24 protein-coding genes are annotated in these 25,242 nt (G+C 67.7%); 10 read left to right on the top strand and 14 right to left on the bottom strand.

Translation table 11 applies throughout. The features are described from left to right. Window positions 1–127: 127 nt before the first annotated feature. Window positions 128–1,162 (top strand): ferredoxin--NADP reductase, encoded by a 1,035-nt coding sequence (locus RHCRD62_RS05260; protein WP_050063641.1) that lies wholly within the window; start codon window positions 128–130, stop codon window positions 1,160–1,162. Between the two features lie 106 nt (window positions 1,163–1,268). Here the strand turns inward: RHCRD62_RS05260 and hsaB are convergent, their stop codons facing one another. The 4 genes from hsaB to hsaA are packed head-to-tail and all read right to left on the bottom strand — an operon-like array spanning window position 1,269 to window position 4,814. Next, complete coding sequence (hsaB, locus tag RHCRD62_RS05255; RefSeq protein WP_050063640.1) at window positions 1,269–1,853, bottom strand: 3-hydroxy-9,10-secoandrosta-1,3,5(10)-triene-9,17-dione monooxygenase reductase subunit; 585 nt, start codon at window positions 1,851–1,853, stop codon at window positions 1,269–1,271. Then, window positions 1,853–2,752 (bottom strand): iron-dependent extradiol dioxygenase HsaC, encoded by a 900-nt coding sequence (gene hsaC / locus RHCRD62_RS05250; protein ID WP_050063639.1) that lies wholly within the window; start codon window positions 2,750–2,752, stop codon window positions 1,853–1,855. The genes hsaB and hsaC overlap by 1 nt, the downstream gene beginning before the upstream one ends. Beyond that, window positions 2,752–3,627, bottom strand: coding sequence for a 4,5:9,10-diseco-3-hydroxy-5,9,17-trioxoandrosta-1(10),2-diene-4-oate hydrolase (hsaD, locus tag RHCRD62_RS05245; protein WP_050063638.1), 876 nt, complete (start codon window positions 3,625–3,627; stop codon window positions 2,752–2,754). The genes hsaC and hsaD overlap by 1 nt, the downstream gene beginning before the upstream one ends. Before the next feature lie 11 nt (window positions 3,628–3,638). Beyond that, window positions 3,639–4,814, bottom strand: coding sequence for a 3-hydroxy-9,10-secoandrosta-1,3,5(10)-triene-9,17-dione monooxygenase oxygenase subunit (gene hsaA / locus RHCRD62_RS05240; protein ID WP_050063637.1), 1,176 nt, complete (start codon window positions 4,812–4,814; stop codon window positions 3,639–3,641). Window positions 4,815–5,070: 256 nt separating this feature from the next. On the opposite strand from hsaA, the gene RHCRD62_RS05235 reads away from it, so the two are divergent. Together RHCRD62_RS05235 and RHCRD62_RS05230 are read left to right on the top strand one after the other, a co-directional pair. After that, window positions 5,071–6,255: a 3-ketosteroid-9-alpha-monooxygenase, oxygenase component gene (locus RHCRD62_RS05235; protein ID WP_050063636.1), complete on the top strand. Its 1,185-nt coding sequence runs from the start codon at window positions 5,071–5,073 to the stop codon at window positions 6,253–6,255. A 1-nt stretch (window position 6,256) separates the two neighbouring features. After that, window positions 6,257–6,589, top strand: a complete 333-nt coding sequence (locus RHCRD62_RS05230; RefSeq protein ID WP_050063635.1) for a hypothetical protein — start codon at window positions 6,257–6,259, stop codon at window positions 6,587–6,589. A gap of 202 nt (window positions 6,590–6,791) precedes the next feature. Here RHCRD62_RS05230 and dmpG read toward each other — a convergent pair whose 3' ends face one another. Genes dmpG through RHCRD62_RS05215 form a run of 3 tightly spaced genes read right to left on the bottom strand, consistent with a single transcriptional unit; the run spans window position 6,792 to window position 10,415 of the window. After that, a complete protein-coding gene (dmpG, locus tag RHCRD62_RS05225; RefSeq protein WP_050063634.1) occupies window positions 6,792–7,844 on the bottom strand; it encodes a 4-hydroxy-2-oxovalerate aldolase in 1,053 nt (350 codons plus the stop codon). 4 nt (window positions 7,845–7,848) lie between these two features. Continuing rightward, a complete protein-coding gene (locus tag RHCRD62_RS05220; RefSeq protein ID WP_050063633.1) occupies window positions 7,849–8,772 on the bottom strand; it encodes an acetaldehyde dehydrogenase (acetylating) in 924 nt (307 codons plus the stop codon). Between the two features lie 14 nt (window positions 8,773–8,786). After that, on the bottom strand, window positions 8,787–10,415 hold the full coding sequence (locus RHCRD62_RS05215; protein WP_084734092.1) for an FAD-binding protein: 1,629 nt from the start codon (window positions 10,413–10,415) through the stop codon (window positions 8,787–8,789). A gap of 125 nt (window positions 10,416–10,540) precedes the next feature. On the opposite strand from RHCRD62_RS05215, the gene kstD reads away from it, so the two are divergent. From kstD to RHCRD62_RS05200, 3 genes are all read left to right on the top strand, one after another. Then, window positions 10,541–12,250, top strand: a complete 1,710-nt coding sequence (gene kstD, locus RHCRD62_RS05210; protein ID WP_084734099.1) for a 3-oxosteroid 1-dehydrogenase — start codon at window positions 10,541–10,543, stop codon at window positions 12,248–12,250. Window positions 12,251–12,263: 13 nt separating this feature from the next. Beyond that, on the top strand, window positions 12,264–13,124 hold the full coding sequence (locus tag RHCRD62_RS05205; RefSeq protein ID WP_050063631.1) for a MaoC/PaaZ C-terminal domain-containing protein: 861 nt from the start codon (window positions 12,264–12,266) through the stop codon (window positions 13,122–13,124). Between the two features lie 242 nt (window positions 13,125–13,366). Beyond that, window positions 13,367–15,139, top strand: a complete 1,773-nt coding sequence (locus RHCRD62_RS05200; RefSeq protein WP_050063630.1) for a cholesterol oxidase substrate-binding domain-containing protein — start codon at window positions 13,367–13,369, stop codon at window positions 15,137–15,139. A gap of 89 nt (window positions 15,140–15,228) precedes the next feature. Here RHCRD62_RS05200 and RHCRD62_RS05195 read toward each other — a convergent pair whose 3' ends face one another. After that, window positions 15,229–16,065: a mycofactocin-coupled SDR family oxidoreductase gene (locus RHCRD62_RS05195; protein ID WP_050063629.1), complete on the bottom strand. Its 837-nt coding sequence runs from the start codon at window positions 16,063–16,065 to the stop codon at window positions 15,229–15,231. A gap of 176 nt (window positions 16,066–16,241) precedes the next feature. Between RHCRD62_RS05195 and RHCRD62_RS05190 the strand changes: the two genes are divergently transcribed. Beyond that, window positions 16,242–17,156 carry a bile acid:sodium symporter family protein gene (locus RHCRD62_RS05190; RefSeq protein WP_050063628.1) on the top strand — a complete coding sequence of 305 codons (915 nt, stop codon included), beginning with the start codon at window positions 16,242–16,244 and terminating at the stop codon, window positions 17,154–17,156. Here RHCRD62_RS05190 and RHCRD62_RS05185 read toward each other — a convergent pair. After that, window positions 17,105–17,920 carry a helix-turn-helix transcriptional regulator gene (locus tag RHCRD62_RS05185; protein ID WP_050063627.1) on the bottom strand — a complete coding sequence of 272 codons (816 nt, stop codon included), beginning with the start codon at window positions 17,918–17,920 and terminating at the stop codon, window positions 17,105–17,107. The two genes, RHCRD62_RS05190 and RHCRD62_RS05185, sit on opposite strands and share 52 nt — an antisense overlap. 69 nt (window positions 17,921–17,989) lie before the next feature. On the opposite strand from RHCRD62_RS05185, the gene RHCRD62_RS05180 reads away from it, so the two are divergent. The 3 genes from RHCRD62_RS05180 (at window position 17,990) to RHCRD62_RS05170 (ending at window position 20,337) form a co-directional block, all read left to right on the top strand. Further along, a complete protein-coding gene (locus RHCRD62_RS05180) occupies window positions 17,990–18,490 on the top strand; it encodes a VOC family protein (RefSeq protein ID WP_050063626.1) in 501 nt (166 codons plus the stop codon). A gap of 111 nt (window positions 18,491–18,601) precedes the next feature. Further along, complete coding sequence (locus RHCRD62_RS05175) at window positions 18,602–19,516, top strand: ABC transporter ATP-binding protein (RefSeq protein ID WP_050063625.1); 915 nt, start codon at window positions 18,602–18,604, stop codon at window positions 19,514–19,516. Between the two features lie 2 nt (window positions 19,517–19,518). Next, window positions 19,519–20,337: an ABC transporter permease subunit gene (locus tag RHCRD62_RS05170; protein WP_050063624.1), complete on the top strand. Its 819-nt coding sequence runs from the start codon at window positions 19,519–19,521 to the stop codon at window positions 20,335–20,337. A gap of 70 nt (window positions 20,338–20,407) precedes the next feature. Here the strand turns inward: RHCRD62_RS05170 and RHCRD62_RS05165 are convergent, their stop codons facing one another. From RHCRD62_RS05165 to RHCRD62_RS05145, 5 genes are read right to left on the bottom strand one after another with little or no spacing between them, the layout of a single operon-like run. Continuing rightward, window positions 20,408–21,580 carry a lipid-transfer protein gene (locus RHCRD62_RS05165; RefSeq protein WP_050063623.1) on the bottom strand — a complete coding sequence of 391 codons (1,173 nt, stop codon included), beginning with the start codon at window positions 21,578–21,580 and terminating at the stop codon, window positions 20,408–20,410. Then, complete coding sequence (locus RHCRD62_RS05160; protein ID WP_050063622.1) at window positions 21,577–21,987, bottom strand: MaoC family dehydratase; 411 nt, start codon at window positions 21,985–21,987, stop codon at window positions 21,577–21,579. The genes RHCRD62_RS05165 and RHCRD62_RS05160 overlap by 4 nt, the downstream gene beginning before the upstream one ends. Then, on the bottom strand, window positions 21,987–23,012 hold the full coding sequence (locus RHCRD62_RS05155) for a bifunctional MaoC family dehydratase N-terminal/OB-fold nucleic acid binding domain-containing protein (RefSeq protein ID WP_050063621.1): 1,026 nt from the start codon (window positions 23,010–23,012) through the stop codon (window positions 21,987–21,989). The genes RHCRD62_RS05160 and RHCRD62_RS05155 overlap by 1 nt, the downstream gene beginning before the upstream one ends. Then, window positions 23,009–24,157 (bottom strand): acyl-CoA dehydrogenase family protein, encoded by a 1,149-nt coding sequence (locus RHCRD62_RS05150; RefSeq protein WP_050063620.1) that lies wholly within the window; start codon window positions 24,155–24,157, stop codon window positions 23,009–23,011. Before RHCRD62_RS05150 ends, RHCRD62_RS05155 begins: the two co-directional genes overlap by 4 nt. After that, window positions 24,142–25,233, bottom strand: coding sequence for an acyl-CoA dehydrogenase family protein (locus RHCRD62_RS05145; protein ID WP_050063701.1), 1,092 nt, complete (start codon window positions 25,231–25,233; stop codon window positions 24,142–24,144). Before RHCRD62_RS05145 ends, RHCRD62_RS05150 begins: the two co-directional genes overlap by 16 nt. Window positions 25,234–25,242: the final 9 nt, after the last annotated feature.

The raw sequence follows: 25,242 nt of genomic DNA, 5'->3' as shown, positions 1-25,242 counted from the left end.
CGTCTGCGGCGCTCAGCCGTTGCGCCCGTACATCGGTACAGACTACAGTCCAGACACCTGTCCATCTCGTATGAATGGCACAGACGGTTCACACGAGACCAGCCGACGCCACGGGAGCGCACCGCCCATGCCCGCACCGACGATCCACCGTCTCCGCGTGAGCGACGTGATCGAGGAGACTGCCGACGCCCGGTCGGTGGTGTTCGAGATCGACGCCGCGATCCGCGACCGCTTCGACTACCGCCCCGGGCAGTTCCTCACGCTGAGGATCCCCGGCACGACACACGCGCGCTGCTACTCGTTGGCGAGTGCACCCGATCTCGACGACGAACTCAAGATCACGATCAAGCGGGTCGATCAGGGACTCGGCTCGAACTGGCTGTGCGACAACGCCCGTCGCGGTACCGAAATCGAAGTGCTCGAGCCTTCCGGCGTGTTCACCCCGAAGGGCTTCGACTCGCGCTACCTGCTCGTTGCGGGCGGCAGCGGAGTCACACCGATCATGTCGATCCTCAAATCGGTTCTCGGTGTCGGGAGCGGTGAGGTGGTGTTGTTCTACGCGAATCGCGACGAGCAGTCGGTGATCTTCGACGACGAGCTGCGCGCACTCTGCGCCCGACACCCCGATCGGCTCTGGGTCGAGCACTGGATCGAGTCCACCCTGGGCAGGCCGACCTCGGACCAGCTGACAGCCCTGTTCCGGGACTGGGATTTCGACGAGGTGTTCGTGTGCGGACCCCAGCCGTTCATGGAGTGCACACGTAAAGCACTGTCCACGATGGGCTTTCCCCGGGAGAACCTGCATATCGAGCGGTTCACCTCACTCGGGTCGGATCCGTTCGCCGGCACCGAGGAACCCGAGCCCGCCCCGACGTCCGAGCCCGTCGCGGTCTCGACGGTGACCGTGCGCAAGGGCGGTGAGGAACACACCGTGCAGTGGCCGGCCAACCAGCGACTGTTGCAGGCGCTCGACGCGAACGGCATCGTCGTGCCGTCGTCCTGCGCGGAGGGTGTCTGCGCGTCGTGCGAGTGCCGACTGACGGCGGGTTCGGTGGAGATGGTGAACAACCAGGTCCTCGAGGAGGACGACATCGCGGACGGCTACATCCTGGCCTGCCAGGCGCTGCCGCGCGCCGACATGCTCGAGGTCGAGTTCGAGTAATCCCCAGGCACTGTGGACAAAGCCCGCAGACTGTGGACAGGTCGGCACCGCGGAACGACGAAGCCCGCCACGGATTTCCGTGGCGGGCTTCGTCATGTTCACGCTTCTACAGCCAGGTGTCCTCGGTGGTCGCGGTGAGGAACGCCTCCAGGTCGTCCCGCCACGGCGCCGGAACCGTCTTGTCCGGTTCGATGGCCGTGTACTGGCCCCGATAGAACAGCAGCGGCCGCTCGGTCTTGACCTCGCTCATCGACGAGATGCGGCCGAACACCACGTAGTGGTCGCCACCGTCGTGCACGGTCTCGACCGTGCAGTCGATGTGCGCGAGCGATCCGTCGATGATCGGCGAACCTAGAGGCGATGCCTCCCAGCCGATTCCGGCGAACTTGTCCGGCTCACGCGAACCGAACCGCGCGCACACCGCCTGCTGCTCCTCGGCGAGCACGTTGACGCAGAACTTCCCGGTCCGCTCGATCGCCGCCCAGGACCGCGACCCCTTCGTCGGGCAGAACAGCACCAGCGGCGGATCGAGGGACAGTGCGGCGAACGACTGGCACGCGAACCCGACCGGTTCCCCGTCGTCCACCGTCGTGATGATGGTGACGCCCGTGCAGAACTGGCCGAGCACGTTCCGGAACTGACGCGGGTCGATCGCCGCCACGGGCGCCGTCGTCTCCTCCGGGGTGCTCACTACTTGAATCCGACCGTGAAGTCGTGGCCCCACAGGCTGACCGCGGTGCTCTCCCGGGCGATCCAGCTCTCGTCCTCGACCTCGAGTCCCTCGCAACCGAACTCGACGTCGAAGCCGCCGGGCGTCTTCATGTAGAAGGACAGCATCTGGTCGTTGACGTGCCGACCGAGGCTGGCCGACATCTTCACATTCTTGCGCAGCGCGCGATCCAGGCAGAGTCCGACGTCGTCGGAGTTCTCCACCTCGATCATCAGGTGCACGATGCCCGTGGGGTTCGGGAGCGGCAGGAACGCCAGGCTGTGGTGACGCGGGTTGCAGCCGAGGAAACGCAACCAGGCCGGCTCGCCATCGGCCGGACGACCGACCATCTGCGGGGGCAGACGCATCGAGTCGCGCAGCGTGAAACCGAGCACGTCGCGGTAGAAGCGCAGCGACGCGTCGTCGTCGTCGGTGGTGAGCACCACGTGGCCGAGGCCCTGCTCGCCGGTGACGAACTTGTGCCCGTACGGGCTGACCACGCGACGGTGCTCGAGCGCGACGCCGTGGAAGACCTCCAGCGTGTTGCCGGAGACGTCCTCGAACGTGATGAGCTCGACCACGCGGCGGTCCGCCAACTGGTCCGCGGTGCCCTCCTTGAACGGGACACCGGCCGCGGCGAGGTTGTCGCGAACCTCCTGCAACTCTGCGGCGTTCGCGGTCTCCCAGCCGGAGACCTGCAGGCGGTCCTTCTCGCCGGGGACGATCACCAGGCGCGCCGGGAAGTCGTCCATCCGCAGGTACAGGGCATCGGGGTTGGTGCCCTTGCCCTCGATCATGCCGAGCACCTTGAGACCGTAGTCCCGCCAGGCCGCCATGTCGGTGGCTTCGATCCGCATGTACCCCAGGGAGCGAATACCCATCAGTTACCTCCCTCGGTGAGGAAGTCCGCAGCGAGCCTGTTGAACTCGTCGAACTTCTCGAGCTGTGCCCAGTGCCCACAGCCGCCGAACACGTGCAGCTGCGCACGGGGAATCATCTTCAGCGCGACCAGCGCACCGTCGAGCGGGTTGACGCGGTCCTCGCGGCCCCAGATCAGCAGCACGCGCTGGCGCAGCTTGTACGCCTCACGCCACAGCATGCCCTTCTCGAACTCGCCGCTGGAGAACGACTTGCCCATCGCCTTCGCCGCGGCGAGCGACTCGGGAGTGCTCGCGGCAGCGAAACGCTCCTCGACGAGCTCGGGCGTCACCAGGGACTGGTCGAACACCATGATCCGCAGGAACGCCTCGAGGTTCTCGCGGGTCGGCTGGTAGCTGAACTTGCCGAGGTTCTTGACGCCCTCGGTGGGGTCGGGCGCGAACAGGTTGACGCTGAGGCCACCCGGGCCCATGAGGACGAGCCGGCCTGCGCGGTCCGGGTAGTCCAGTGCGAAGCGGACCGCCGCGCCACCACCGAGCGAATTACCCAGCAGGTGAACACGATCGGTGATGCCAATGGTGTCGAGCAGATCCTTCAGCGCCGAGGAGCTGTGCACGAAGTACTGCGGGTGCTCGGTCGGCTTGTCGGACTTGCCGTAGCCGGGCTGGTCCACCGCGATGACGTGGAACTGCTCGGCGAGCACCGGGATGTTCTTCGAGAAGTTCGACCACGACGATGCGCCGGGGCCGCCGCCGTGCAGCAGCACGATGGTGGGACCGTTGCCGACGCCTGCCTCGTGGTAGTGCAGCTTCAGGTCCGGGCGGACCTGGGCGAATCGGGAGGTCGACTCGTAGGTGAGTTCTTCGGTTGCCGTCATGTGTCGTCCCCCTAGACCATCGTGTCCGCGAGCGGCAGGCCGAACTCGGCGCCGCCGAACATGACATAGGCACGCTCGGGATCGTTCGCGGCGTGGACGCGTCCGGCGTGGGCGTCGCGCCAGAACCGCTGGATCGGCGTCCCGTTCTGGAGTGCGGTGGCACCGGAGTTCTCGAAGAGCAGGTCGATGGACGCGATCGCGCGACCCGTCGCCCGCACCTGGTCACGACGAGCGCGCAGGCGCAGCTCCATCGGAACCTCTTCGCCCGCAAGCAGGTACGCGTACTCGTCGGCGACGTTGCCGGACAGCTGACGCCACGCGGCGTCGATGTCGCTGGACGCCTGCGCGATCCGGATCTTGGCGAACGGGTCGTCCTTGGCCTTCTCGCCCGCGTAGGCGGCACGAACGCGCTTGCCCTGGTGCTCGACGTGGGCGTCGTAGGCACCGTAGGCCATACCGACGATCGGAGTGGAGATGGTGGTGGGGTGGATGGTGCCCCACGGCATCTTGTAGACGGGCGCGGTGTTCTGCTGCAGGCCCGGCGCAGTCAGGTCGCTCATCGCCTTGAAGCTGAGGAAGCGGTGCCGCGGCACGAAGACGTCCTTGACGACGACCGTGTTCGACCCGGTGCCACGCAGACCGACCACGTTCCAGACGTCGTCGATCTCGTAGTCCTCGCGCGGGATCAGGAAGCTGCCGAAGTCGACCGGGCGGCCGTCCTTGATGACCGGTCCACCGACGACGACCCACGTGGCGTGATCGGAACCCGAGGACCAGGCCCAGGCGCCGTTGACCTTGTAACCGCCGTCGACGACCTCACCGGCGCCCATCGGGGCGTACGAGGACGAGATGCGGACGTCGGTGTCGGTGCCCCAGACGTCTTCCTGCGCCTGCTGGTCGAACAGCGCCAGATGCCAGTTGTGGACGCCGATGATGCCCGCGACCCAGCCGGTCGAACCGCACGCGCTCGCGATGTTGCGCACCGCGGTGTAGAAGGTGACCGGATCGGCCTCGTAGCCGCCCCACTGCTTGGGCTGGAGCAGCCGGAAGAAGCCGGCTTCCTGCAGGGACTTGATCGACGCCTCGGGGATCTGCCGCAGGTCCTCGGTCTCCTGCGCGCGCTCGCGGAGGGTTGGCAGTAGCTCGTCCAGCTTCTCCATCACCACGTGACTGTCGTGCTCGCCCACTGGTCGCTCCCTTTGTCTGTCGATCTGCTGTGTAGTCGATCTGCGGTGTCGTCGATCCGTCGTGCACGGATCGTCGCCCGACTCGGCGGTTCACCCGTCCCTGAGACTAGAACAGGTTCCCATCTGTGTCGAGAGCCGGAACGATACCCTGGTCACGGGCTCGCGACAGGAACAACTCCTCAAATTGTGTAGCGAAAGTCGACCAACTTCTATAACGTGTTCTAGCGACAGCCATCGAAGGAATGTGAGGCCACAGATGACGCAGACGAGCGGCGCTTCCGCAAGCCGCAAGGTTCGCGAGATCGACGTGGGAACCACCCCCACGCGGTTTGCGCGTGGTTGGCACTGCATCGGCCTCGAGCGAGAGTTCCTCGACGGCAAGCCGCACGGTGTCGAAGCGTTCGGCACCAAGCTCGTCGTCTTCGCCGACAGCGAGGGCAAGCTCAAGGTTCTCGACTCGTACTGCCGGCACATGGGCGGCGACCTGAGCCAGGGCAGCATCAAGGGCGACTCCGTCGCGTGCCCCTTCCATGACTGGCGCTGGGGCGGCAACGGCAAGTGCACCGACATCCCCTACGCCCGGCGTGTTCCGCCGCTCGCCCGCACCCGTGCGTGGACGACGCTGCAGCGCAACGGAATGCTGTTCGTCTGGAACGACCCCGAGGGCAACCCGCCGCCGGAGGACGTCACGATCCCGGAACTCCCGGAGGTCCTGACCGACGACTGGACCGACTGGGAGTGGCACCGCCTCGAGGTCAAGGGCTCGAACTGCCGCGAGATCGTGGACAACGTCGTCGACATGGCGCACTTCTTCTACGTTCACTTCGGATTCCCGAAGTACTTCAAGAACGTCTTCGAGGGCCATGTCGCCAGCCAGTACCTGCAGAACCACGGCCGGCCGGACGTCGGTTCCATGGGCACCCAGTACGGCGAGTCGGTGCTGGACTCCGAGGCCTCGTACTTCGGCCCGTCCTTCATGATCAACTGGCTGCACAACGACTACAGCGGTTACAAGGTCGAGAGCGTCCTGATCAACTGCCACTACCCCATCACCCAGGACTCCTTCATGCTGATGTACGGCGTCAGCGTCGAGAAGCCGAAGGGCCTGGACGAGAAGACCACCAGCAAGCTCGCCCGCAAGTTCACCGAGGGCGTCACGATGGGCTTCGAGCAGGACGTCGAGATCTGGAAGAACAAGACCAAGATCGAGAACCCCCTGCTCTGCGAGGAGGACGGCCCGGTCTACCAGCTCCGTCGCTGGTACGAGCAGTTCTACGTCGACGTCGCTGACATCGACCCGAAGGCAACGGCTCGCTTCGAGTTCGAGATCGACACCACCAAGGCAATCGAGGCGTGGCAGCGCGAGGTCGAGGAGAACCTGGCCCGCCAGGCCTCCGAGAAGGCTGCCGCCGAAGAAGCCGAGAACAAGACGGGCGTGTGACATGACTTCCTCGACCTGGTCCAAGGCCCCGGACTTCGCCGACCGCCCGGACCGGGTCGAGGCGGTCCGCGCCCAGACCACGACCGATCTGCGCACCTACCTCGAAGACGGTCTGCAGCAGGTCGAATGCCGCACCTGTCACACCTGCGTGCTCGTCCGCAAGAACAGCTTCAACCACACGAGCATTCAGTGGGAGGCCGAACCCGCGACCGTGTGCCCGGAACTCGCGGGCGCGCGGCCGGGAGCGCAGCAGTCCTGCCCGCGCCTGACGGCGTCGATCAACCACGCCGTCATGGAGGGCATCATCGAGGTCCGCAACACGAAGTCCGAGTAGTCGGCACCGAACGAAGGGGCGTGCATCCGTACACGGATGCACGCCCCTTCGTCGTTCCGCCCCGGTTGTCGGTGGCCGGGGACGACCACACTCCCCGAGTTCGAGCGTCGCCGTATCTGACCGAATGTGTGATTCGGTCAGTTGAAGTGACTGAACGCCACATTCGGTCAATGGCGGGGAGGACTCCAACAGGCGGGGCGAGTCAGGTGCCCGCCGCTTCTTTCTGTAGCTCGAGCGCGATGTCGATCAACTGGTCTTCTTGCCCGCCAACGAGTTTGCGTTTGCCTGCCCGCACGAGCATCTCCGCCGCGGACACCCCGTACCGCTCGGCTTGCCGTTCGGCGTGCTTGAGGAAGCTGGAGTAGACGCCGGCGTACCCCATCATCAGCGCCTGCCGATCGAGCAGGCATTCCGTAGGCATCGTGGGGCGGACGACATCCTCGGCGGCGTCGGCGATCGCGAAGAAGTCGATACCGGTCTTGACCCCGATCTTGTCGCACACCCCGACGAACGCCTCGACCGGCGCGTTCCCCGCACCCGCACCGAATCGCCTGGTGCTGCCGTCGATTTGCCTGGCGCCCGCGCGGACGGCGGCGATCGAGTTCGCGACACCGAGCCCCAGGTTCTCGTGCCCGTGGAAGCCGACCTGCGCGTCGCTGCCGAGTTCCGCGACGAGCGCCTCGACCCGGTCCGCGACCTGTTCGAGCACGAGCGCACCCGCCGAGTCGACCACGTAGACGCACTGGCAACCGGCGTCGGCCATGATCCGGGCCTGCGCGGCCAGCTTCTCCGGTGTGACGGTGTGCGCCATCATCAGGAACCCGACGGTTTCGAGTCCTCGCCCACGCGCGAGTCCGAAATGTTGAACGGAGACATCGGCTTCGGTGCAGTGGGTCGCGATCCGGCAGATGGCGGCGCCGTTGTCCTGCGCCTCGGCGATGTCCTCCTTCGTCCCGACACCGGGCAGCATGAGGAAGGCGATCTTCGCCCGCTTCGCTGTATCGACGGCAACCCCGATCAGGTCCTGTTCGGGTGTCCGGGAGAACCCGTAGTTGAACGACGATCCGCCGAGTCCGTCGCCGTGGGTGACCTCGATGACGGGAACACCTGCCGCGTCGAGGGCCCCGACGATCGCGCGCACCTCGTTACCGGTGAACTGGTGTCGTTTGTGATGCGAGCCGTCGCGCAACGAGGTGTCGGTGACCCGCACGTCGAACGTCGGGTCGAGATGAACGGCGCTGTCGGTGCGTGTCATGTCGTCACGCCTCCACGCTCAGGAGTGTGCGGGCGATCTCCTCGCCCACTGCGGTTGCCGCCGCGGTCATGATGTCGAGGTTGCCCGCGTACGGCGGCAGGAAGTCACCCGCGCCCTCGACTTCGACGAACGTGGTGACGGTGGCGTGACCGCCGGACACGACACTCGGCTCGTCGAACTGGGGTTCGTTGAGCAGTCGGTAGCCGGGTACGTACCCCTGTACGTCGGCGACCGTGTGGTGAATCGAATCGGTGATCGCGGCCTGGTCGGCACCGTCCGGGATCGCACAGAAGATGGTGTCGCGCATGATCATCGGGGGGTCGGCCGGGTTGAGGATGATGATCGCCTTGCCCCGAACGGCGCCGCCGATCACTTCGACGCCGCGACTGGTGGTCTTGGTGAACTCGTCGATGTTGGCGCGGGTGCCCGGTCCGGCGGACACCGATGCGACGGATGCGACGATCTCGGCGTACGGGACGTCGACGACGCGCGAGACCGCGTGCACGATCGGGATGGTGGCCTGGCCGCCGCACGTGATCATGTTGACGTTCGGCGCGTCGAGATGTTCGCGGAGGTTGGCCGTCGGTACCACGGCGGGACCGACCGCGGCCGGCGTCAGGTCGATCGCGCGGATTCCCGCGGCCGCGTACTTCGGCGCCGCGTCGAGGTGGACGCGGGCGGAGGTCGCCTCGAACACCAGGTCCGGCTTCTCCGCCTGCGTGAGCAGCCGGTCGACGCCGTCCGCGAAGGTCTCGAGTCCCATCGCGCGGGCACGGGCCAGACCCTCGCTGTCGGGGTCGATCCCGATCATCCAGCGCGGCTCGAGCCACTCCGACCGCTGCAGCTTGTACAGCAGGTCGGTCCCGATGTTGCCTGACCCGACGACCGCGACGCGTGCCTTGGCGTGCGACGTTCCCGACGGTGTCATGGCGTCCTCCGTTGCTAGGCCGGCCGCTCCGTGGCCGGCTCGGTGATCGGCGACCGACTTCGGTCCGCGGCGTGCGCGGCGGCCCGTCGCCCGGAGAACACCGCGTCCGCGAGTGAGAGTCCACTGACGTAGGAGTTCGAGCAGATCCCGACCGCGGTACGACCGGCCGCGTAGAGCCCCGTGACGGGCGCACCCGCCCGGTCGAGGACCCCGCCGGTGTCCTCGTCCACGACGAGGCCGCCGAGGGTGATCATCGGCAGTGGATTGGTCAGACTCTTCTTCAGGGAGACATCGAACACGGAGTAGGGCCCCGAGGTCAGCGGCCGCCGGAAGTCGTCGGGCTTGCCCATCGGGTCGGGCTCACCGTCCGCGATCGCGGCGTTGTGGGCGGCGACGGTGGCGGCCAGCCCATCGGGGTCGATTCCGACGGCGGTCGCGGCCTTCTCGAGGGTGGCCGCAGTGGTGCCGTCGAGCCGCATCATGGTTTCGGATTGGATCCGCTGGAACCAGTTGGTCTGGCTGCCGAGCTGGGACCGGGCCTGCTCGACGAGTGCGGCATCGGCCACCAGCCAGCCGTGGCCGTCACCCTCGGCGATCATCGCGTGGCCGAGCGCGGCGCCGTAGCGCGACTCGTCGACGATGCGGTTGCCGTGCCGGTCGACCAGCACGGAACCGAGGAAGGCGCTGGGCGGAACGATGAACCGCCACGCCGAGATGTGGGAGAGCTTGTCGGTCGCGCCGCCCGCCTCGGCTCCCATCGCGATGCCGCTTCCGTCGTCGGCCGAGGTCCCGAGGGGTAGACCGGCGAGATAACGCGGCGCGTGCGTGGCCACCATGTCCCGGTTTCCGATGAATCCGCCCGCGCTGAGGATCACGCCCCCACGCGCCTCGATGCGCAGCGGCTTCGCGTAGCGGGCCTCGATCCGGTTGACGACCCTGTCGAGCGCCCGGCGCAGCGGCGGGTAGTAGATGCCGGGTTTCGCGGAGATCGAGGCGAGTCGGGCATGCCGGGCGCGCACCCGGGCGGGTGCGTCGCGAAGGCTCAGGCACTCCACGCCGACCACGTCCCCATTGTCGTCCGTGATAAGCCGAACCGCACGGGTTTGGCGTTCCAACCGCAGGCCCTTGTCCAGCGCGGATTCGATCAACGGCCGATACAGCATCTTCCCGGACGTCCCGCGCCCCTTCGCCCGGTGGCCGCGCGGCGCGGGCGGCGCCACGTCGCGGAACCCGCCCGCCGCTTCGCTGCCCGAAAAGTACAGGTAGTGCCGATCCGTGGGGTAGGACGTCTTGTAGGGGCACAGTGAGCCCTCGAACGGCACCCCGTTGTCCATCAACCAGTCGACGGTGGCGGGGCTGCTCTCGCAGAATCGCCGCAACGTGTCGGGGCGAACCGCGTCCCCCACCTCTCGGGAGAGATACGCGTACATGGCGTCGACGGTGTCGGTGACGCCTGCTTCGGTCTGGACCGCGGTGCCGCCGCCCGCATAGAAGATTCCGCCGGAGATGGTGCTCGTTCCGCCGCCGCCGAACCGGTCGACGGCGACGACGTCCGCACCGGCGTCCAGCGCTTCGATCGCAGCGGATGCCCCCGCCACACCCATACCGATGACCACTACGTCCGCGGACAGATCCCAGGCCACCGCGCACCACCTTCCGTGTTCGGTGAACGTGTTTCCGTTCGAGTCGAAGGGTTTACCAGCACCGGGCGATACTTCCTGGCAGAAAGCATGGACCTAGCCGGGGGTCATTCTATAACGTGTTCTACATGAGCAAGCAGGAATACGACATCGTCGTCGTCGGCAGTGGCGCAGCCGGCATGACAGCCGCCCTCACCGCCGCCCACCAGGGCCTGAGCGTGGTCCTCCTTGAGAAGGCCGCCCACTACGGCGGCTCCACCGCCCGCTCGGGTGGTGGCGTCTGGATCCCCGGCAACAAGGCGCTTCTCGCTGCGGGCCGACCGGACGACCGCGAGGAGGCACGCAAGTACCTGCACTCGATCATCGGCACCGCGGCGCCGAAGGAGAAGATCGACACCTACATCGACCGCGGCGCCGAGGCGTTCGACTTCGTCCTCGACCACAGCCCGCTGAAGATGAAGTGGGTTCCGGGCTACTCGGACTACTACCCCGAGGCCCCCGGAGGCCTGTCGTCGGGACGCTCCTGCGAACCGGCCCCGTTCAACGCCAAGTCCCTCGGCGCCGAGCGCTTCAATCTCGAGCCGCCGTACAGCAAGGCACCACTGAACTTCGTCGTCACCCAGGCGGACTTCGTGAAGCTGAACCTGCTCAAGCGCAAGCCCACCGTCGGCATGACGCGGGCGCTGCGCGTCGGCATCCGCGCCACCTGGGCGCGCGTCACCGGCAAGCACCTGCTCGGCATGGGCCAGGCGCTCGCCGCCGCCATCCGCAAGGGCCTGCAGGACGCGAACGTTCCCGTTCTGCTCAACACTCCGCTCACCGGCCTGGTCGTCGAGAACGACCGCGTGATCGGTGTGCGTGCGACGCACAACGGCGAAGAGGTCGAGTACATCGCCCGCCACGGCGTCGTGCTCGGCACGGGCGGCTTCGAGCACAACGCCGAGATGCGTGCGCAGTACCAGCGCCAGCCCATCACGACCGAGTGGACGACCGGCGCTCCCGCCAACACCGGCGACGGCATCATCGCGGGCCGCGACCTCGGCGGCGCCCTGGACGTCATGGCCGACGCCTGGTGGGGCCCGACGATCTTCAAGAGCGGCAAGCCGTGGTTCTGCCTGGCCGAGCGCAACCTGCCCGGCTGCATCATCGTCAACGCCGAAGGCAAGCGGTTCGGCAACGAGTCGGCACCGTACGTCGAGGCCGTGCACACGATGTACGGCGGCACCTACGGCGAGGGCGAGGGTCCGGGCGAGAACATCCCGGCATGGCTCGTCTTCGACCAGCGGTACCGCAACAACTACATGTTCGCCGCCCTCCAGCCGGGTCAGAAGATTCCGTCCCGCTGGATGGAGAACGACAACATCGTCAGCGCGCCGACGCTGGCCGACCTGGCCGCGAAACTCGGTGTGCCCGAGTCGAACCTCGCCGCGACCGTGGAGCGTTTCAACGGATTCGCCGCGACCGGCGTCGACGAGGACTTCCACCGAGGCGACAGCGCCTACGACAAGTACTACGGCGACCCGACCGTCAAGCCGAACCCGTGCCTCGCCGGACTCGTGCAGGGCCCGTTCTACGCGGCCAAGATCGTCCCCGGCGACCTCGGCACCAAGGGCGGTCTCGTCACCGACGTCAACGGCCGCGTCCTTCGCGAGGACGGCACGACGATCGAGAACCTCTACGCGGCAGGCAACACCAGCGCACCGGTCATGGGCCACACCTATGCCGGGCCCGGCGCCACCATCGGACCCGCGATCACGTTCGGCTACCTCGCCGTGCTCGACATTGCCAAGCGCGCCAAGGCCACCGAATCCGATTCCGCCGCCGCCACTTCGAACTGACAAGGAACCGACCGTGCCCATCGATCCCTCGATCGCGATCGGAGCCGAACTGCCGGTCCAGGACTTCACCTGGACAGCCTCGGACGTTCAGCTCTACCACCTCGGCATCGGCGCAGGTGCCCGCCCGCTCGACTCGAGCGAGCTCCGCTACCTCGACGACGCCAAGCCCCAGGTGCTGCCCACCTTCGCCACCGTCGTGGCCAACATCCACGCCACGGAGGCACCCAAGGTGTCGTTCCCGGGTGTCGAGATCGACCTGGCAAAGGTGGTGCACGGCAGCCAGGAAGTGACCGTGCACCAGCCGATTCCGGCGGAAGGCACCGGCCGGACGACGACCCGGATCGCCGAGGTCTGGGACAAGGGCAAGGCGGCCGTGGTCGTGCAGGAGTCGGTGACCACCGACGCCGAAGGCAATCCGCTGTGGACCTCACGGTCGTCGATCTTCGCCCGTGGCGAAGGCGGCTTCGGTGGCGAGCGTGGCCCGTCGGAGGCCGTGGCCCTGCCGGACCGCGCCCCCGACCACGAGGTCGAGGTGCCCACGCTGCCCCAGCAGGCACTCCTGTACCGCATGTGCGGCGACCGCAACCCGCTGCACTCGGATCCGGAATTCGCTGCCGGTGCTGGGTTTCCGGCACCGATCCTGCACGGGCTGTGCACCTACGGCATCGTCTGCAAGGCCGCCGTCGACACCGCGCTCGATGCGGACGCCACCCGGGTCAAGGGTTACAAGGCTCGGTTCGCCGGTGTCGTGTACCCCGGGGAGACGCTCCTCGTCCGGATCTGGGAAGAGGCGGGGCGTCTGCTGATCTCCGCTTCGGTTCCGGCGCGGGAGAATTCCCCCGCACTGGCGGACGTCGTCCTCACCCTGGCATGAGCGGCAGGGCGGCCGGTGAATCCGGCCGCCCCTCCGGTCAGATATGCGTTCACCCACGCCTACCGGCGTGGGTGAACGCATATCTGACCGAGTCTGGGCGACATGCGATCTCGCATGTCACCCACCGGAACGACAACTATGCAAACGGGCTGACGCGAGTCCGACGACCGCCTAAGCTCCTGAAATCTGCGCGCGAAAGCGCTCCATCGGAATTACCCCCTTTCACCATTTCTGGAGACACAATGTCGAAAACCGAGAACTCCTCCGGCTTCTCCCGGCGGGGATTCCTCACCGCAGGCGCGGGCGCGGTTGCCGTGACCGCGATGGGCGGCTGGACGCCCGTCCACGCGCTTCCGCTCCGCGCAGCCGGCTCGCTCGACTCGGGATCTGCAGGCGGGCCCACCCTGCCCGCACCGCCGGACTTCCCCACCGACATCGATCTCGCCCAGCAGGCGTACCAGAACTGGTCCAAGGAGATCATGCTGGACTCCGTCTGGACCGCCACCCCGAAGAACTCGGGTGACGTTGTCCGCCTCACCAACTGGGCGCACTCGGCTGGATACACGCTGCGTCCGCGTGGCGCGATGCACGGGTGGACCCCGCTGACGGTCGTCAACGGCGCGTCCGTCGACAAGGTCATCCTCGTCGACACGACCGTGCACCTCAACGGTGTCGTGGTCAACGGCGCAGGCTCCCCCGCCACCGTCACCGCCGGCCCGGGCGCCACCCTCGACGCGATCACCACCGCGCTGCAGGACAAGGGCCTCGGCTGGGCGAACCTGCCCGCACCCGGCGTCCTGACCATCGCCGGATGCCTCGCCGTCGACGCGCACGGCGCGGCCCTGCCCGCGGACGGCCAGTCCACGCAGCCCGGACACACCTACGGTTCGCTGTCGAACCTCATCACCTCGCTGACCGCGGTGGTGTGGAACGGCACCGCGTACGCCGAGCGCAGCTTCTCGCGCAACGACCCGAAGATCAAGCCGCTGCTCACCAACCTCGGCCGCACCTTCATCACGTCGGTGACCATGCAGGCAGGTCCGAACTTCCGGATGCGCTGCCAGAGCTACACCGACATCCCGTGGCAGGACATGTTCGCACCGAAGGGCGCCTCCGGCCGCACCTTCGAGAGCTACGTCAAGGCCAACGGTGGCGTCGAGGCGATCTGGTACCCCTTCACGGAGAAGCCGTGGCTCAAGGTGTGGTCGGTGGCGCCGACCAAGCCGGCAGGCTCCAAGGAGGTCACCGGTCCGTACAACTACCCGTTCTCCGACAACCTGCCCGAGGCCGTCACCGACCTGCTCGGACAGATGAACAGCGGCGCACCGGGTATCGCGCCCCTGTTCGGTAAGACGATGTACACGACGACGGTCGCCGGCCTCGCCGCGACGAACGCAACCGACATCTGGGGTTGGTCGAAGGACATCCAGTTCTACATCAAGGCCACCACCCTGCGCCTGACCGAAGGCGGCGGCGCCGTCATCACCAGCCGCGAGAACATCGGCCAGGTCATCCACGACTTCGCCGTGTGGTTCAACGAGCGCATCGAGTTCTACAAGTCCAAGGGCCAGTACCCGCTCAACGGTCCCGTCGAGATCCGTTGCTGCGGCCTGGACCAGCAGGCGGACGTGAAGGTTCCGACGGCAGGCGCTCCGACCATCTCCGCGATGCGTCCCCGCCCGGACCACCCGGAGTGGGACACCGCCATCTGGCTCAACGTCCTCGGCGTCCCCGGCACGCCGGGCATGTTCGCGTTCTACCGCGAGATGGAGCAGTGGATGCGCTCGCACTACACCGGCGACGCCTACACCTTCCGTCCCGAGTGGTCGAAGGGCTGGGCGTTCGGCCCCGAACTGCCGTACACCGACGGCGCCATCATCAGTGGCGCACTGCCGCAGAGCTACCGTGACGGCCTCCCCGGGGGCGACAACTGGGACACCGCGGTCGCGGCGTTCAACGAGTTCGACCCGCACAAGGTCTACAGCAACTCCTTCATGGATCAGCTTCTGCCGTAGCCTTTTCCACGGCGCGGTCGCTCGTGCGGCCCCCGCGGAATTCGTCCGAAGGTCCGGCACCCTGCACGGGTGCCGGACCTTCGGCGTTCCTAGCCCGTCACGCGTGCCGCGTTGCCCGCGTCGATCGGCAGGACGGTTCCGCTGATGTGAGCACCGGCTTCGGCAGCGAAGAACAGCACGGCGCGGGTGATCTCCTCGGCCTCGAGCCACGGGACCGGCTGCGCGTGCAGCGACGCGAAAACGGGCGCGACGTCGTCGGCGGTCGGCTTCTCCAGGTCGGGACGCATCATCGAGTACAGGGCGTCGTTGTGGATCATCGGTGTCGAGATGTTTCCCGGAGCAATGGCATTGACGGTGATGCCGTGCTTCGCGAGGTCGAGCGCCGAGCTCTTCGTCAGCCCGATCACACCCCACTTCGATGCGGAGTAGGCAGCCATGTTGGTGCTGCCCGCCCGGCCGAGCATCGACGAGATCGTCACGATCCGGCCGTACCCGCGCTCGATCATTCCGGGTGCGACGGCCCCGACCGTGTTGAAAACACCGGTCAGGTTGCTGGCGATCGCCTCGTTCCACTGCGCCGACGTCATCGACTGGACGGGCGCGGCGATCGAGACTCCGGCGTTGGCGACCGCGACGTCGATGCGGCCGAACTCCGATTCGGCGCGCGCAACCAGCGCATCCATCGCTGCCCGGTCCGCGGTGTCGGCCTTGACCGCGATGCAGCGACGACCGGCCGCCTCCACCAGCCGGGCCGTCTCGGCGAGATCGTCCTCAGAGGCGAGCGGGTAGAACACCACGTCGCTGTCCTCGCACCGATCGCAGATCACGACGTCCGCGCCACCCTCGGCGAATGCCACCGCATGCGCCCGTCCCTGCCCGCGAGCGCCACCCGTGATCAGTGCGACCCTGCCGTCGAATTCACCCATGTTCGTCTCCTCGCCTCGTGATTCGGGGCCATCTCTACCCCGTTGCCCCGGCACACGGGGTCGAACTCCCGGCCACCGGTACCGGCGTCGGGATTGCCCGATTCGTCCGCGCAATGGCCGTGGGCTCGTTAGGTTGGATCCGGCCGTGACCCACCCGACCGAACGACGGGGCAAGTATGGATTCCGCACTCTCCACCACCGCCCTCCCGATAGCCCTGGCGATCATCATGTTCGGCCTCGGGCTCTCCCTCACCGTCTCCGACTTCGCCCGGGTCGCACGACACCCGAAGGCCGTCGGCATCGCGCTGGTGTGCCAGTTGATCGTGCTGCCTGCGATCGCGTTCGGACTGGTCCTGCTGTTCGACCTACCGGCGCTGCTCGCCGTGGGCATGATGCTGCTCGCCGCCTCCCCCGGCGGCACGACGGCGAACCTGTTCTCCCACCTGTTCCGGGGCGATGTCGCACTCAACGTGTCGCTGACGGCGGTCAATTCGGTGATCGCGGTGGTGACGCTGCCGCTGATCACCAATTTCGCTCTCGGGTACTTCGATCCGCCCGAGGGTGCGAATCTGGGCCTGCAGTTCGCGAAGGTCGTACAGATTTTCGCGATCGTCCTGATCCCGGTCGCGCTCGGCGTGTGGGTGCGCCGAATCCGGCCCGCGTTCGCGGATCGGATGGATCGCCCGGTCCGGGTGGGCTCCGCCGTGGTGCTGGCGCTGGTGATCGTCGGCACGGTCGTCGCCGAGCGAGAGAATGTGGGCGGATATCTCGCCGACATCGGCGTGGTGGTGTTCCTGTTCTGCGTGCTGAGCCTGAGCATCGGGTTCCTGGTTCCGCGCGGACTCGGCGTGACGTATCGGCAGTCCATCGCCTGCTCGATGGAAATCGGAATCCACAACAGCACGCTGGCCATCACCATCGCGATCAGCCTGCTCGACAGCACCCGGATCGCGGTGCCCGCCGCGGTGTACGGCGTGATGATGTTCCCGCTGGCGGCACTGTTCGGCTGGGCGATCACCTACCGCCGCACCGCCCCGGATCAGCCGGACGGAGTTTCCGAACCGTCGCCCGGGGCCGCGCCCCGCCGGTAGGTGCTCGGGGTGAAGCCGAGTACCGCGCGAAAGTCCGAGCACAGGTGCGCCTGGTCGGCGTATCCCAGTTCGGCGGCGACCTGCCCGATGGTGACGTCCGGATCCTCCCGCAGCGCCTGCGCCGCTTCCTGCAGTCGGTAGCGACGGATCATCGCGAGCGGCGGAACGCCCACGTACCTCTGCGCGAGGCGCTGAACCCCGCGCACGGACAGTCCGAGTCGTCGTGCCACGTCCTCGACCCGGATCACCGACCGGTCGGTGGCGATGACGTCCTCCATCGCGTTGGCGAGGTCTCCGTCGGCATCGGGTGGATCGAGGCGGTCGGCGATCCACGCGGCGTACTCCGCGGCGGCGCGCGTCCGACGCGCCGCGGCGTCGGTGATCGTCATCGCCGCCGTCACATCGTGGATCAGTCCCGGTGCGTCGAAGGCGCTCTCGCGGTCGCGGATGCTCCGCGGATCGATTCCCAGCGACGCGATCCCCGCCGGGCGGAGCAGCGCACCGACCGCCCACCCACGGCCGTGGAGATCACGGTGCGACCGACGGGTGGTCGGCCCGGTCAGCGTCACCTGAGCCTGCTCGACCGTCAGGTTCGACGCGGGGAACGCCAACACCTCCTGGCGGGACGACCGCCCCGGCGCGAGGTGCCACTCGGGAATCCAGAACCAGCGGACGAGACCCGCCAGCGCCCGAGGCGCCGGTTCCCTGTGAAACGTGGGAAGCCGAGCCGGGTACAGCACGCCCCGACCGTCGATCTCATCCATGTCGCACAGGCCCCCGCATGTCGCGAATCTACAAGCCGCCACCGACACCGCGCCCCTAGCGTCGAGTGCATGACCAACAGCATCGCGACCGGCGTGACCGGCGCCCACACCACCGACGGCACACCCCACGGCTACACCAGCCTCACCCCGTTCCTGGCCGTTCCGAACGCGCGGGAGGCAATCGAGTTCTACCGCACCGTCTTCGGCGCACGCGTCGTCGACGTCACCGAGATGGGCGGCATCGTCGTCCACGCCGACCTCGACTTCGGCCAGGGCCGGCTCCAACTCGGGGAACCCAACCCCGAATATGGGCTCGTCGCGGCGCCGACCGGCGGCACCGACTGCTATTCGATGGGTCTGTACTGCCCGAACGCCGACGAGGTCGTCGCGCGCGCCGAACGGGCGGGCGCAACCGTCCGCGAGCCGCTGAGCACCTTCGTCTCCGGCGACCGGTACGCGTCCATCCGCGACCCGTTCGGTATCCGCTGGTCGATCATGACCCGCGTCGAGGACCTGTCCGAAACCGAGAGCGCCCAGCGGGTGGCCCAGTGGGCGGCCGACAACAGCTAGGTGCGTCGCACATGTGCGCGGTGTCGGCGGTCCTGACCGCCGACACCGCGCACATGCGGCGGAGCCGCCCTATATTCGGACAATGGCCCCAGCGATGACGCGGCCCCGGAAATGACGCGGCCGCAGACGGCTCCTATCGTCGACGTCGACCGACTGACCCGCCGATTCGGTGAACGGCGGGGCATCGCCGACGTTTCGTTCACCATCGCCCCCGGCGAGGTGTTCGGATTCCTCGGTCCGAACGGGGCGGGTAAGTCGACCACCATCCGCCTGCTGCTCGGCCTGTACCGACCGACGTCCGGTCGGATGCGGGTCTTCGACCACGACCCCACCCACGAAAGTGTTCCCATCCTCCGCCGCGTGGGATACCTGCCCGGCGAGCTGGCACTGCACCCGAAACTGACCGGCGCGCAGCACCTGGAGCGGATCGCCCGGATCCGCGACCTGACGGACGTCGGCTACCGCGACGAGTTGGTACGGCGTTTCGGGGCGCAACTCGACCAACCGGTGCGCGCCCTGTCGAAGGGAAATCGGCAGAAGATCGGACTCGTCCTGGCCTTCATGCACCGACCCGAACTGTTGGTGCTCGACGAACCGACCTCGGGCCTGGATCCGCTGATGCAGAACGAGTTCGCGCGCCTGATCCGCGAAACCGTCGACGACGGTCGCACCGTCCTCCTGTCCTCACACGATCTGGAGGAGGTACAGGAACTCGCGCATCGGGTCGCCATCATCAAGGAGGGCAGGATCGTCGTCACCGACACCGTCGAGGGCCTGCGCCGCACCGCGCCCCGCACCGTCGAGTTCCGGTTCAACCACCCCGTGACCGCCGCCGAGTTCCAGCAGTTGCCCGGAGTCGAGGTGCGCGGGATCGACGACGGACGGGTGACGCTGTCGGTGACCGGCGCGGTGTCGGAACTACTCACGGTCGCGGGAAACCTCGGTGCCGTCGATGTCTCGGCCCGTCGCGCCGACCTCGACGAACTGTTTCTCGGCTTCTACCGTGACGAGCAGAGCGGAGACTGACGATGCGCACCGTCCCAGGGTCGTTCCGCGGGGTCCACTCCGAGATAGCGGCCATCGACCTGCTGCTGCGCCGGAAGTCGCTGATCTGGTACGCGTTCGGGATGGGGGTCTACGCCCTCGTCGTCATCGCCCTCTACCCGACGTTCAAGGACGACTCCGGCCTCGACGACTTCGCGTCGAGCAGCGAGACCATGGCCGCACTGTTCGGGATCAGCGGGTCGCTCACCTCACCCGCCGGATGGTTGAACGCGAACATCTACAGCAACTTCCTGCCACTGGTGGTGCTGCTGGTGACGATCGGCTACGGCGCGTCGTGCCTGGCCGGCCAGAACGAGGACGGCACACTCGGTCTGGTCGCCACGGAACCGGTGACCCGGCGCTCGATCGTGGTGCAGAAGTTCGCGGTGATGGCGCTTCTCGCGATCCCCGTGTGTGTGGTGACCGGATTGTGTTCCCTTGCAGGCAGGTGGTTCGAACTGACCGTCGGATTCGGTGCCCTCGTGGGCACCACCGTCGGCGTCGTCCTGCTCGGCGTCGTGTTCGGCGCGTTGGCGATGACGCTCGGCGCCCTCACCGGAAGCCGAGGCTCCGCTGTCAGCATCACCGCAGCCGTCGCGGCCGCCACCTACCTGCTCAATTCGCTGGCACCGGTGGTGAACTGGCTGCACCCGTTCCGGTTCGTGTCACCGTTCTTCTACGCCGTCGGCGACAACCAGCTCACCGACGGGCTGTCCGTGGCCTGGGCCGCGATCCTGATCGGCATCGCGGCCGTCCTTCTCGTCGCTGCCGTCGCCGCGTTCGAGCGTCTCGACGTCCAGTAGACGACAACGGCGCCCGTGCACGGTTTACGGGGCCCTCGACCCGTAAAACGCGCACGAGCGCCGAAGGTTCCTACGCCGTGAGCACCAGGCCCGATGTCGGGACGCCGGTACCCGCGGTGACGAGCACGTTCTGCACGTCCGGCACCTGGTTCACGGAGGTACCGCGGATCTGGCGCACGCCCTCGGCGATGCCGTTCATGCCGTGGATGTAGCCCTCGCCGAGCTGGCCGCCGTGGGTGTTCAGCGGCAGTCTGCCGCCGAGTTCGATTGCGCCGTCGGCGATGAAATCCTTCGCCTCGCCGCGACCGCAGAACCCGAGCTCCTCGAGCTGCATCAGCACGTAGGGGGTGAAGTGGTCGTACAGGACCGCGGTCTGCATGTCCTGCGGCCGCAGACCCGACTGCGCCCACAGCTGGTCCCCGACCAGTCCCATCTCCGGCAGACCGCTCAGGCCGTCCCGGTAGTAGCTGGTCATGATGTACTGGTCCGCCCCGCTGCCCTGCGCCGCGGCCGCAATGATCGCGGGCGTGTTCGGCAGGTCCTTGGCACGTTCCGGGGAGGTCACGACAATGGCGATGCCGCCGTCGGTCTCCTGGCAGCAGTCCAGCAGGTGCAGCGGTTCGGCGATGTACCGCGAGTTCTGGTGGTCCTCGATGGTGATCGGCTTGCCGTAGAAGAACGCGTTCGGGTTGGTCGCCGCATGCTTGCGGTCGGCAACCGCGACGGCACCGAAGTCCGCGCTGGTCGCGCCGTACACGTGCATGTACCGCTGCGCGATCATCGCGACGAACGACGCCGGGGTCGACAGGCCGTGCGGGTAGGAGAAGGCGTTGTCGGTACCCGACGAGTTCACCTGCTGCACGAGAGCCGAATTGACCTGCCCGAAGCGCATTCCCGAACGCTCGTTGAACGCGCGGTACGCGACCACGACGTCCGCAACGCCGGTGGCCACGGCCATCGCCGCCTGCTGGATCGTCGCGCAGGCCGCGCCGCCGCCGTAGTGGATGCGGGAGAAGAACTTCAGGTTCGGGATGCCGACCGAACGGGCCACGGCCACTTCGGTGTTCGTGTCCATCGTGAACGACGTCAGCCCGTCCACGTCGGACGGCTTCAGACCCGCATCGTCGAGTGCGGCCTGCACCGCCTCCGCGGCGAGACGCAGTTCGCTGCGACCGGAGTCCTTGGAGAAGTCGGTCGCACCGATGCCGACGATCGCGGCCTTGCCCGAGAGTGCGTCGCTCATGCGTCCGCTCCGTCCATCACGAGGGTGACCGTCGACTTGATGTGGTCGCCGAGGCTGTCCTTGCCGACGATGTCGAGGGTGACGAGTCCGTCCTCGACGGAGGCGACGGTGCCGGTCAACGTCAGGGTGTCGTAGGCATACCAGGGCACACCGAGGCGCAGCTTGATCGACCTGATCACCGCGCGCGGGCCGGCCCAGTCCGTGACGTACCGCTGCACGAGGCCGGTGTCGGTGAGGATGTTGACGAAGATGTCCTTCGACCCGCGCTGCTGCGCCTTGTCCCGGTCGTGGTGGACGTCCTGGAAGTCCCTGGTGGCCAACGCCGTCGACACGATGAAGGTCGGGTCGCCGTGAATGGACAGGGTGGGCAGGGTCTCCCCCACGTTCACCTGCAGGGTCGAGCTCATCACTGCTCCTTCGCGGGACGCCACGCGTACAGCGTCCACGGCTTCTGATCGGTCTCGTCGTCACCGGGCAGGTCGAGGAACTCGACCTGGACACGGCTTCCGATGGTCACGTCGGCAGGGTCGACGCCGCGCAGCTCGCCCAGCATGCGCACACCCTCGTCGAGTTCGACGAGCGCGACGACGAACGGCAGCGAACGTCCGGGCACCTTCGGGGCGTGGTGCACGACGAAGCTGAACACGGTGCCGAGCCCGGATGCGACGACGTAGTCGGTGCGCTCGGTCTTGTCCTTCCAGATCGCGGGCACCGGCGGGTGCTGGAGCGATCCGTCGGGACGCTGCTGGATGCGCAGCTCGTGCGCGGCCACACCCTCCCAGAAGAACTCGGTGTCCCGCGAAACGGACGGACGCAGCATCCGGGTCGGGTCGAGGTCGTCGAGCGACTCGCCGAGGCTCGACGAGGCCTCGCGCGCCGGCGCGGCCTCCGCCTTGGCGGGCGGTGCGAACTTCAGGATGCGGAACAGCATCTCGGCGACGACCTCGTCACCGACCTTCCAGAAGTTGCGAGTGGTGAAGAACCAGCCCTCACCGAGGCCCGTCTTCTTCGGTCCCACAACGTCTTCGAGGACGGACTCGATCGTCACCTCTTCGCCGGGACGCAGGTACCGGTGGTAGGTCTGATCGCAGTTCGTCGCGACGACCGAGGTGTACCCGGCCTCGTCGAGGATCTCGGTCATCCGGCCGAGCGGATCGTCCTCCTCGCGGACGGCACCGAGACCACGCATCGTCCACACCTGCGCCATCGCGGGCGGGGCGACGATGCCGCCGTGGCCAGCAGCGACCGCGGCGTCCTCGTCGACGTAGATGGGGTTCTCGTCGCCGATCGCCTCGACCCAGTTGCGGATCATCGGCATGTTGATCGGATCGCGTCCTGCACGGGCCTTGCTGGCGCCGCCGTCCCGAACCCGCTGCGCCGCAGCCAGGATCGAGGCTTCCTTCTCGCTCACAGGGTTCTCCGTCACGGTCATCGGGGCACCTTCGGCAGTCCGAGCCCGGCCATCGCGATCAGCTCACGCATGACCTCGTTGACGCCACCGCCGAACGTGATCACGACGTTGCGCTTGATCTGCACGTCGAGCCAGCGCATCAGCTTCGCGGTCTCGGGATCGCCGGGATCGCCGTGCGCGCCGACGATCTCGTCCGCGATGCGTCCGACCCGCTGGATGCGTTCGGTGGCGAAGACCTTCGTGGCCGACGCGTCGGCGACGTCGACGTCACCGGTCGCGGCGGCGACCTGCCAGTTCAGCAGCTCGTTGAGCCGGTAGGTGGCGTGGATCTCGCCGAGCCCGCGCTGTACGTCCGGTTCGGACAGCAGATCGCGCTTGGCCGCCCACTCGTGCACCTTCTCGTACAGCCCGGCGACACGGCCGGCCGGTCCGAGCATGACGCGCTCGTGGTTGAGCTGGGTGGTGATGAGCTTCCAGCCCTTGTTCTCCTCGCCGACCAGCATGCTCGCGGGCACCCGGACGTCGGAGTAGTACGTGGCGTTGACGTGGTGCGCACCGTCTGCGGTGATGATCGGGGTCCACGTGAAACCGGGATCCTTGGTGTCCACGATCAGGATCGAGATGCCGCGGTGGCGCGAGTCCGCGTCACCGGTGCGCACCGCGAGCCAGATGTAGTCCGCGTCGTGGCCGCCGGTGGTGAAGATCTTCTGGCCGTTGACGACGTAGTGGTCACCGTCGCGGACGGCCGTCGTGCGCAGCGCCGCGAGATCGGTTCCGGCGTCGGGCTCGGAGTAGCCGATCGCGAAGTGCACCTCGCCGGCCAGGATCGCGGGCAGGAACTTCTGCTTCTGTTCCTCGGTGCCGTACGTCTGCAGGGTCGGGCCGACGGTCTGCAACGTCACCGACGGCAGCGGGACGTCCGCGCGGACGGCCTCGTTGACGAAGATCTGCTGTTCGATCTCGCCGAAGCCGCGGCCACCGAACTCGGTCGGCCAGCCCACACCGAGCCAGCCGTCCTTGCCCATCCGGCGGATCACCTCGCGGTAGGTGGGACCGTGCCGCTCGGTGAGCATGACCTCGGCCTCCTCCGGCGAGATCAGGTTGGCGAAGTATCGGCGCAGTTCCGCCTGCAGCTCACGCTGCTGCGGTGTCAGATCGATGAACACCGGGCCCCCACGAGGTCGAGTCGGGACGAGGCTCCGCCGACGAGGCGGGCCAGGTCTTTGGCAATGGAGAAGTAGCGGTGCATCGGGTAGGTCACGTCGACACCGAGACCACCGTGCAGGTGGTGCAGGGTCCGCATCGCGGCGGGCACCTCGGCGGCGAGCCAGTAGGACAACACCTCGAGATCGCCGTCGGCGGAACCGAGTTCGATCGCACTGTCGGCATCGAGCCCCTCGGACACCCGCCACACCGACGCGAGCGCCGCGACGTGCAGGGTCCGGGAGGTGACGTACGCGTCGGCGATCTGCTGCGCGACGGCCTGGAACGTCGCCAGCGGCTTGCCGAACTGTTCGCGGGTACGCAGGTGCTCGGCCGTGAGCGTGGTCGCCCCGGCGAGCAGTCCGTCCGCGTAAGCGCCGATCGCGGCCAACGCGATCCGGTACAGCACCTGGTTGTCGCCGCCGAGAACCTCGGCCGCGGGCACCCGGACACCGTCGAGGCGCACCGAGAACTCGGGTCCACGCGAGGACGTCGAGATGGGTGCAAGGGTGACGCCGTCCGCGGTCGGGTCGACGAGCACGACACCGGCGTCCGTCGGAACGAGGATCCGGTACGCGGTGTCCGCGAACGGCACCGCCACCTTGAGCCCGGTGACGACGACGCCGTCGCCGTCCGCGACCGCGGTGGTCGCGGGCGTGGCCGGGAACGCCGCGCCGGGTTCGCACAGGGCCGCGGTCAGCACCCGTCCGGTGCCGACCTCACCGAGCAGCGCGTCCTGCTGCTCGGGGGTGCCGAGTGCGAGCACCGGCAGCAGGCCGAAGCCGAGGGTCGCGAGCGCAGGCACCGGGGCGGCGCCGCGGCCGACCTCGGTGAGCACGGTCGCGACCTCGGGCAGCCCGAGGTCCGCACCGCCGAGGCGCTCGGGAAGCGCGAGCGAAAGCAGGTCTGCCTTCGCCATCGCCTCCCACAGCGCCGGGTTGACGCCACTGGGATCGGCGGGGTCGGAGGCCTCGCGGGCAAGCAGCCCGACGACGATCTCCGCCACCGTTTCCTGAGTCTGATCGAGAGAGAAATCCACGCTGAACAT

Origin of the sequence: Rhodococcus sp. RD6.2 (assembly GCF_001040705.1) — a bacterium.
In the GTDB taxonomy this organism is placed as follows: Bacteria; Actinomycetota; Actinomycetes; order Mycobacteriales; family Mycobacteriaceae; genus Rhodococcus_G.
The sequence above is the reverse complement of the archived record's forward strand: the minus strand, read 5'-3'. Positions and strand labels throughout refer to the sequence as shown.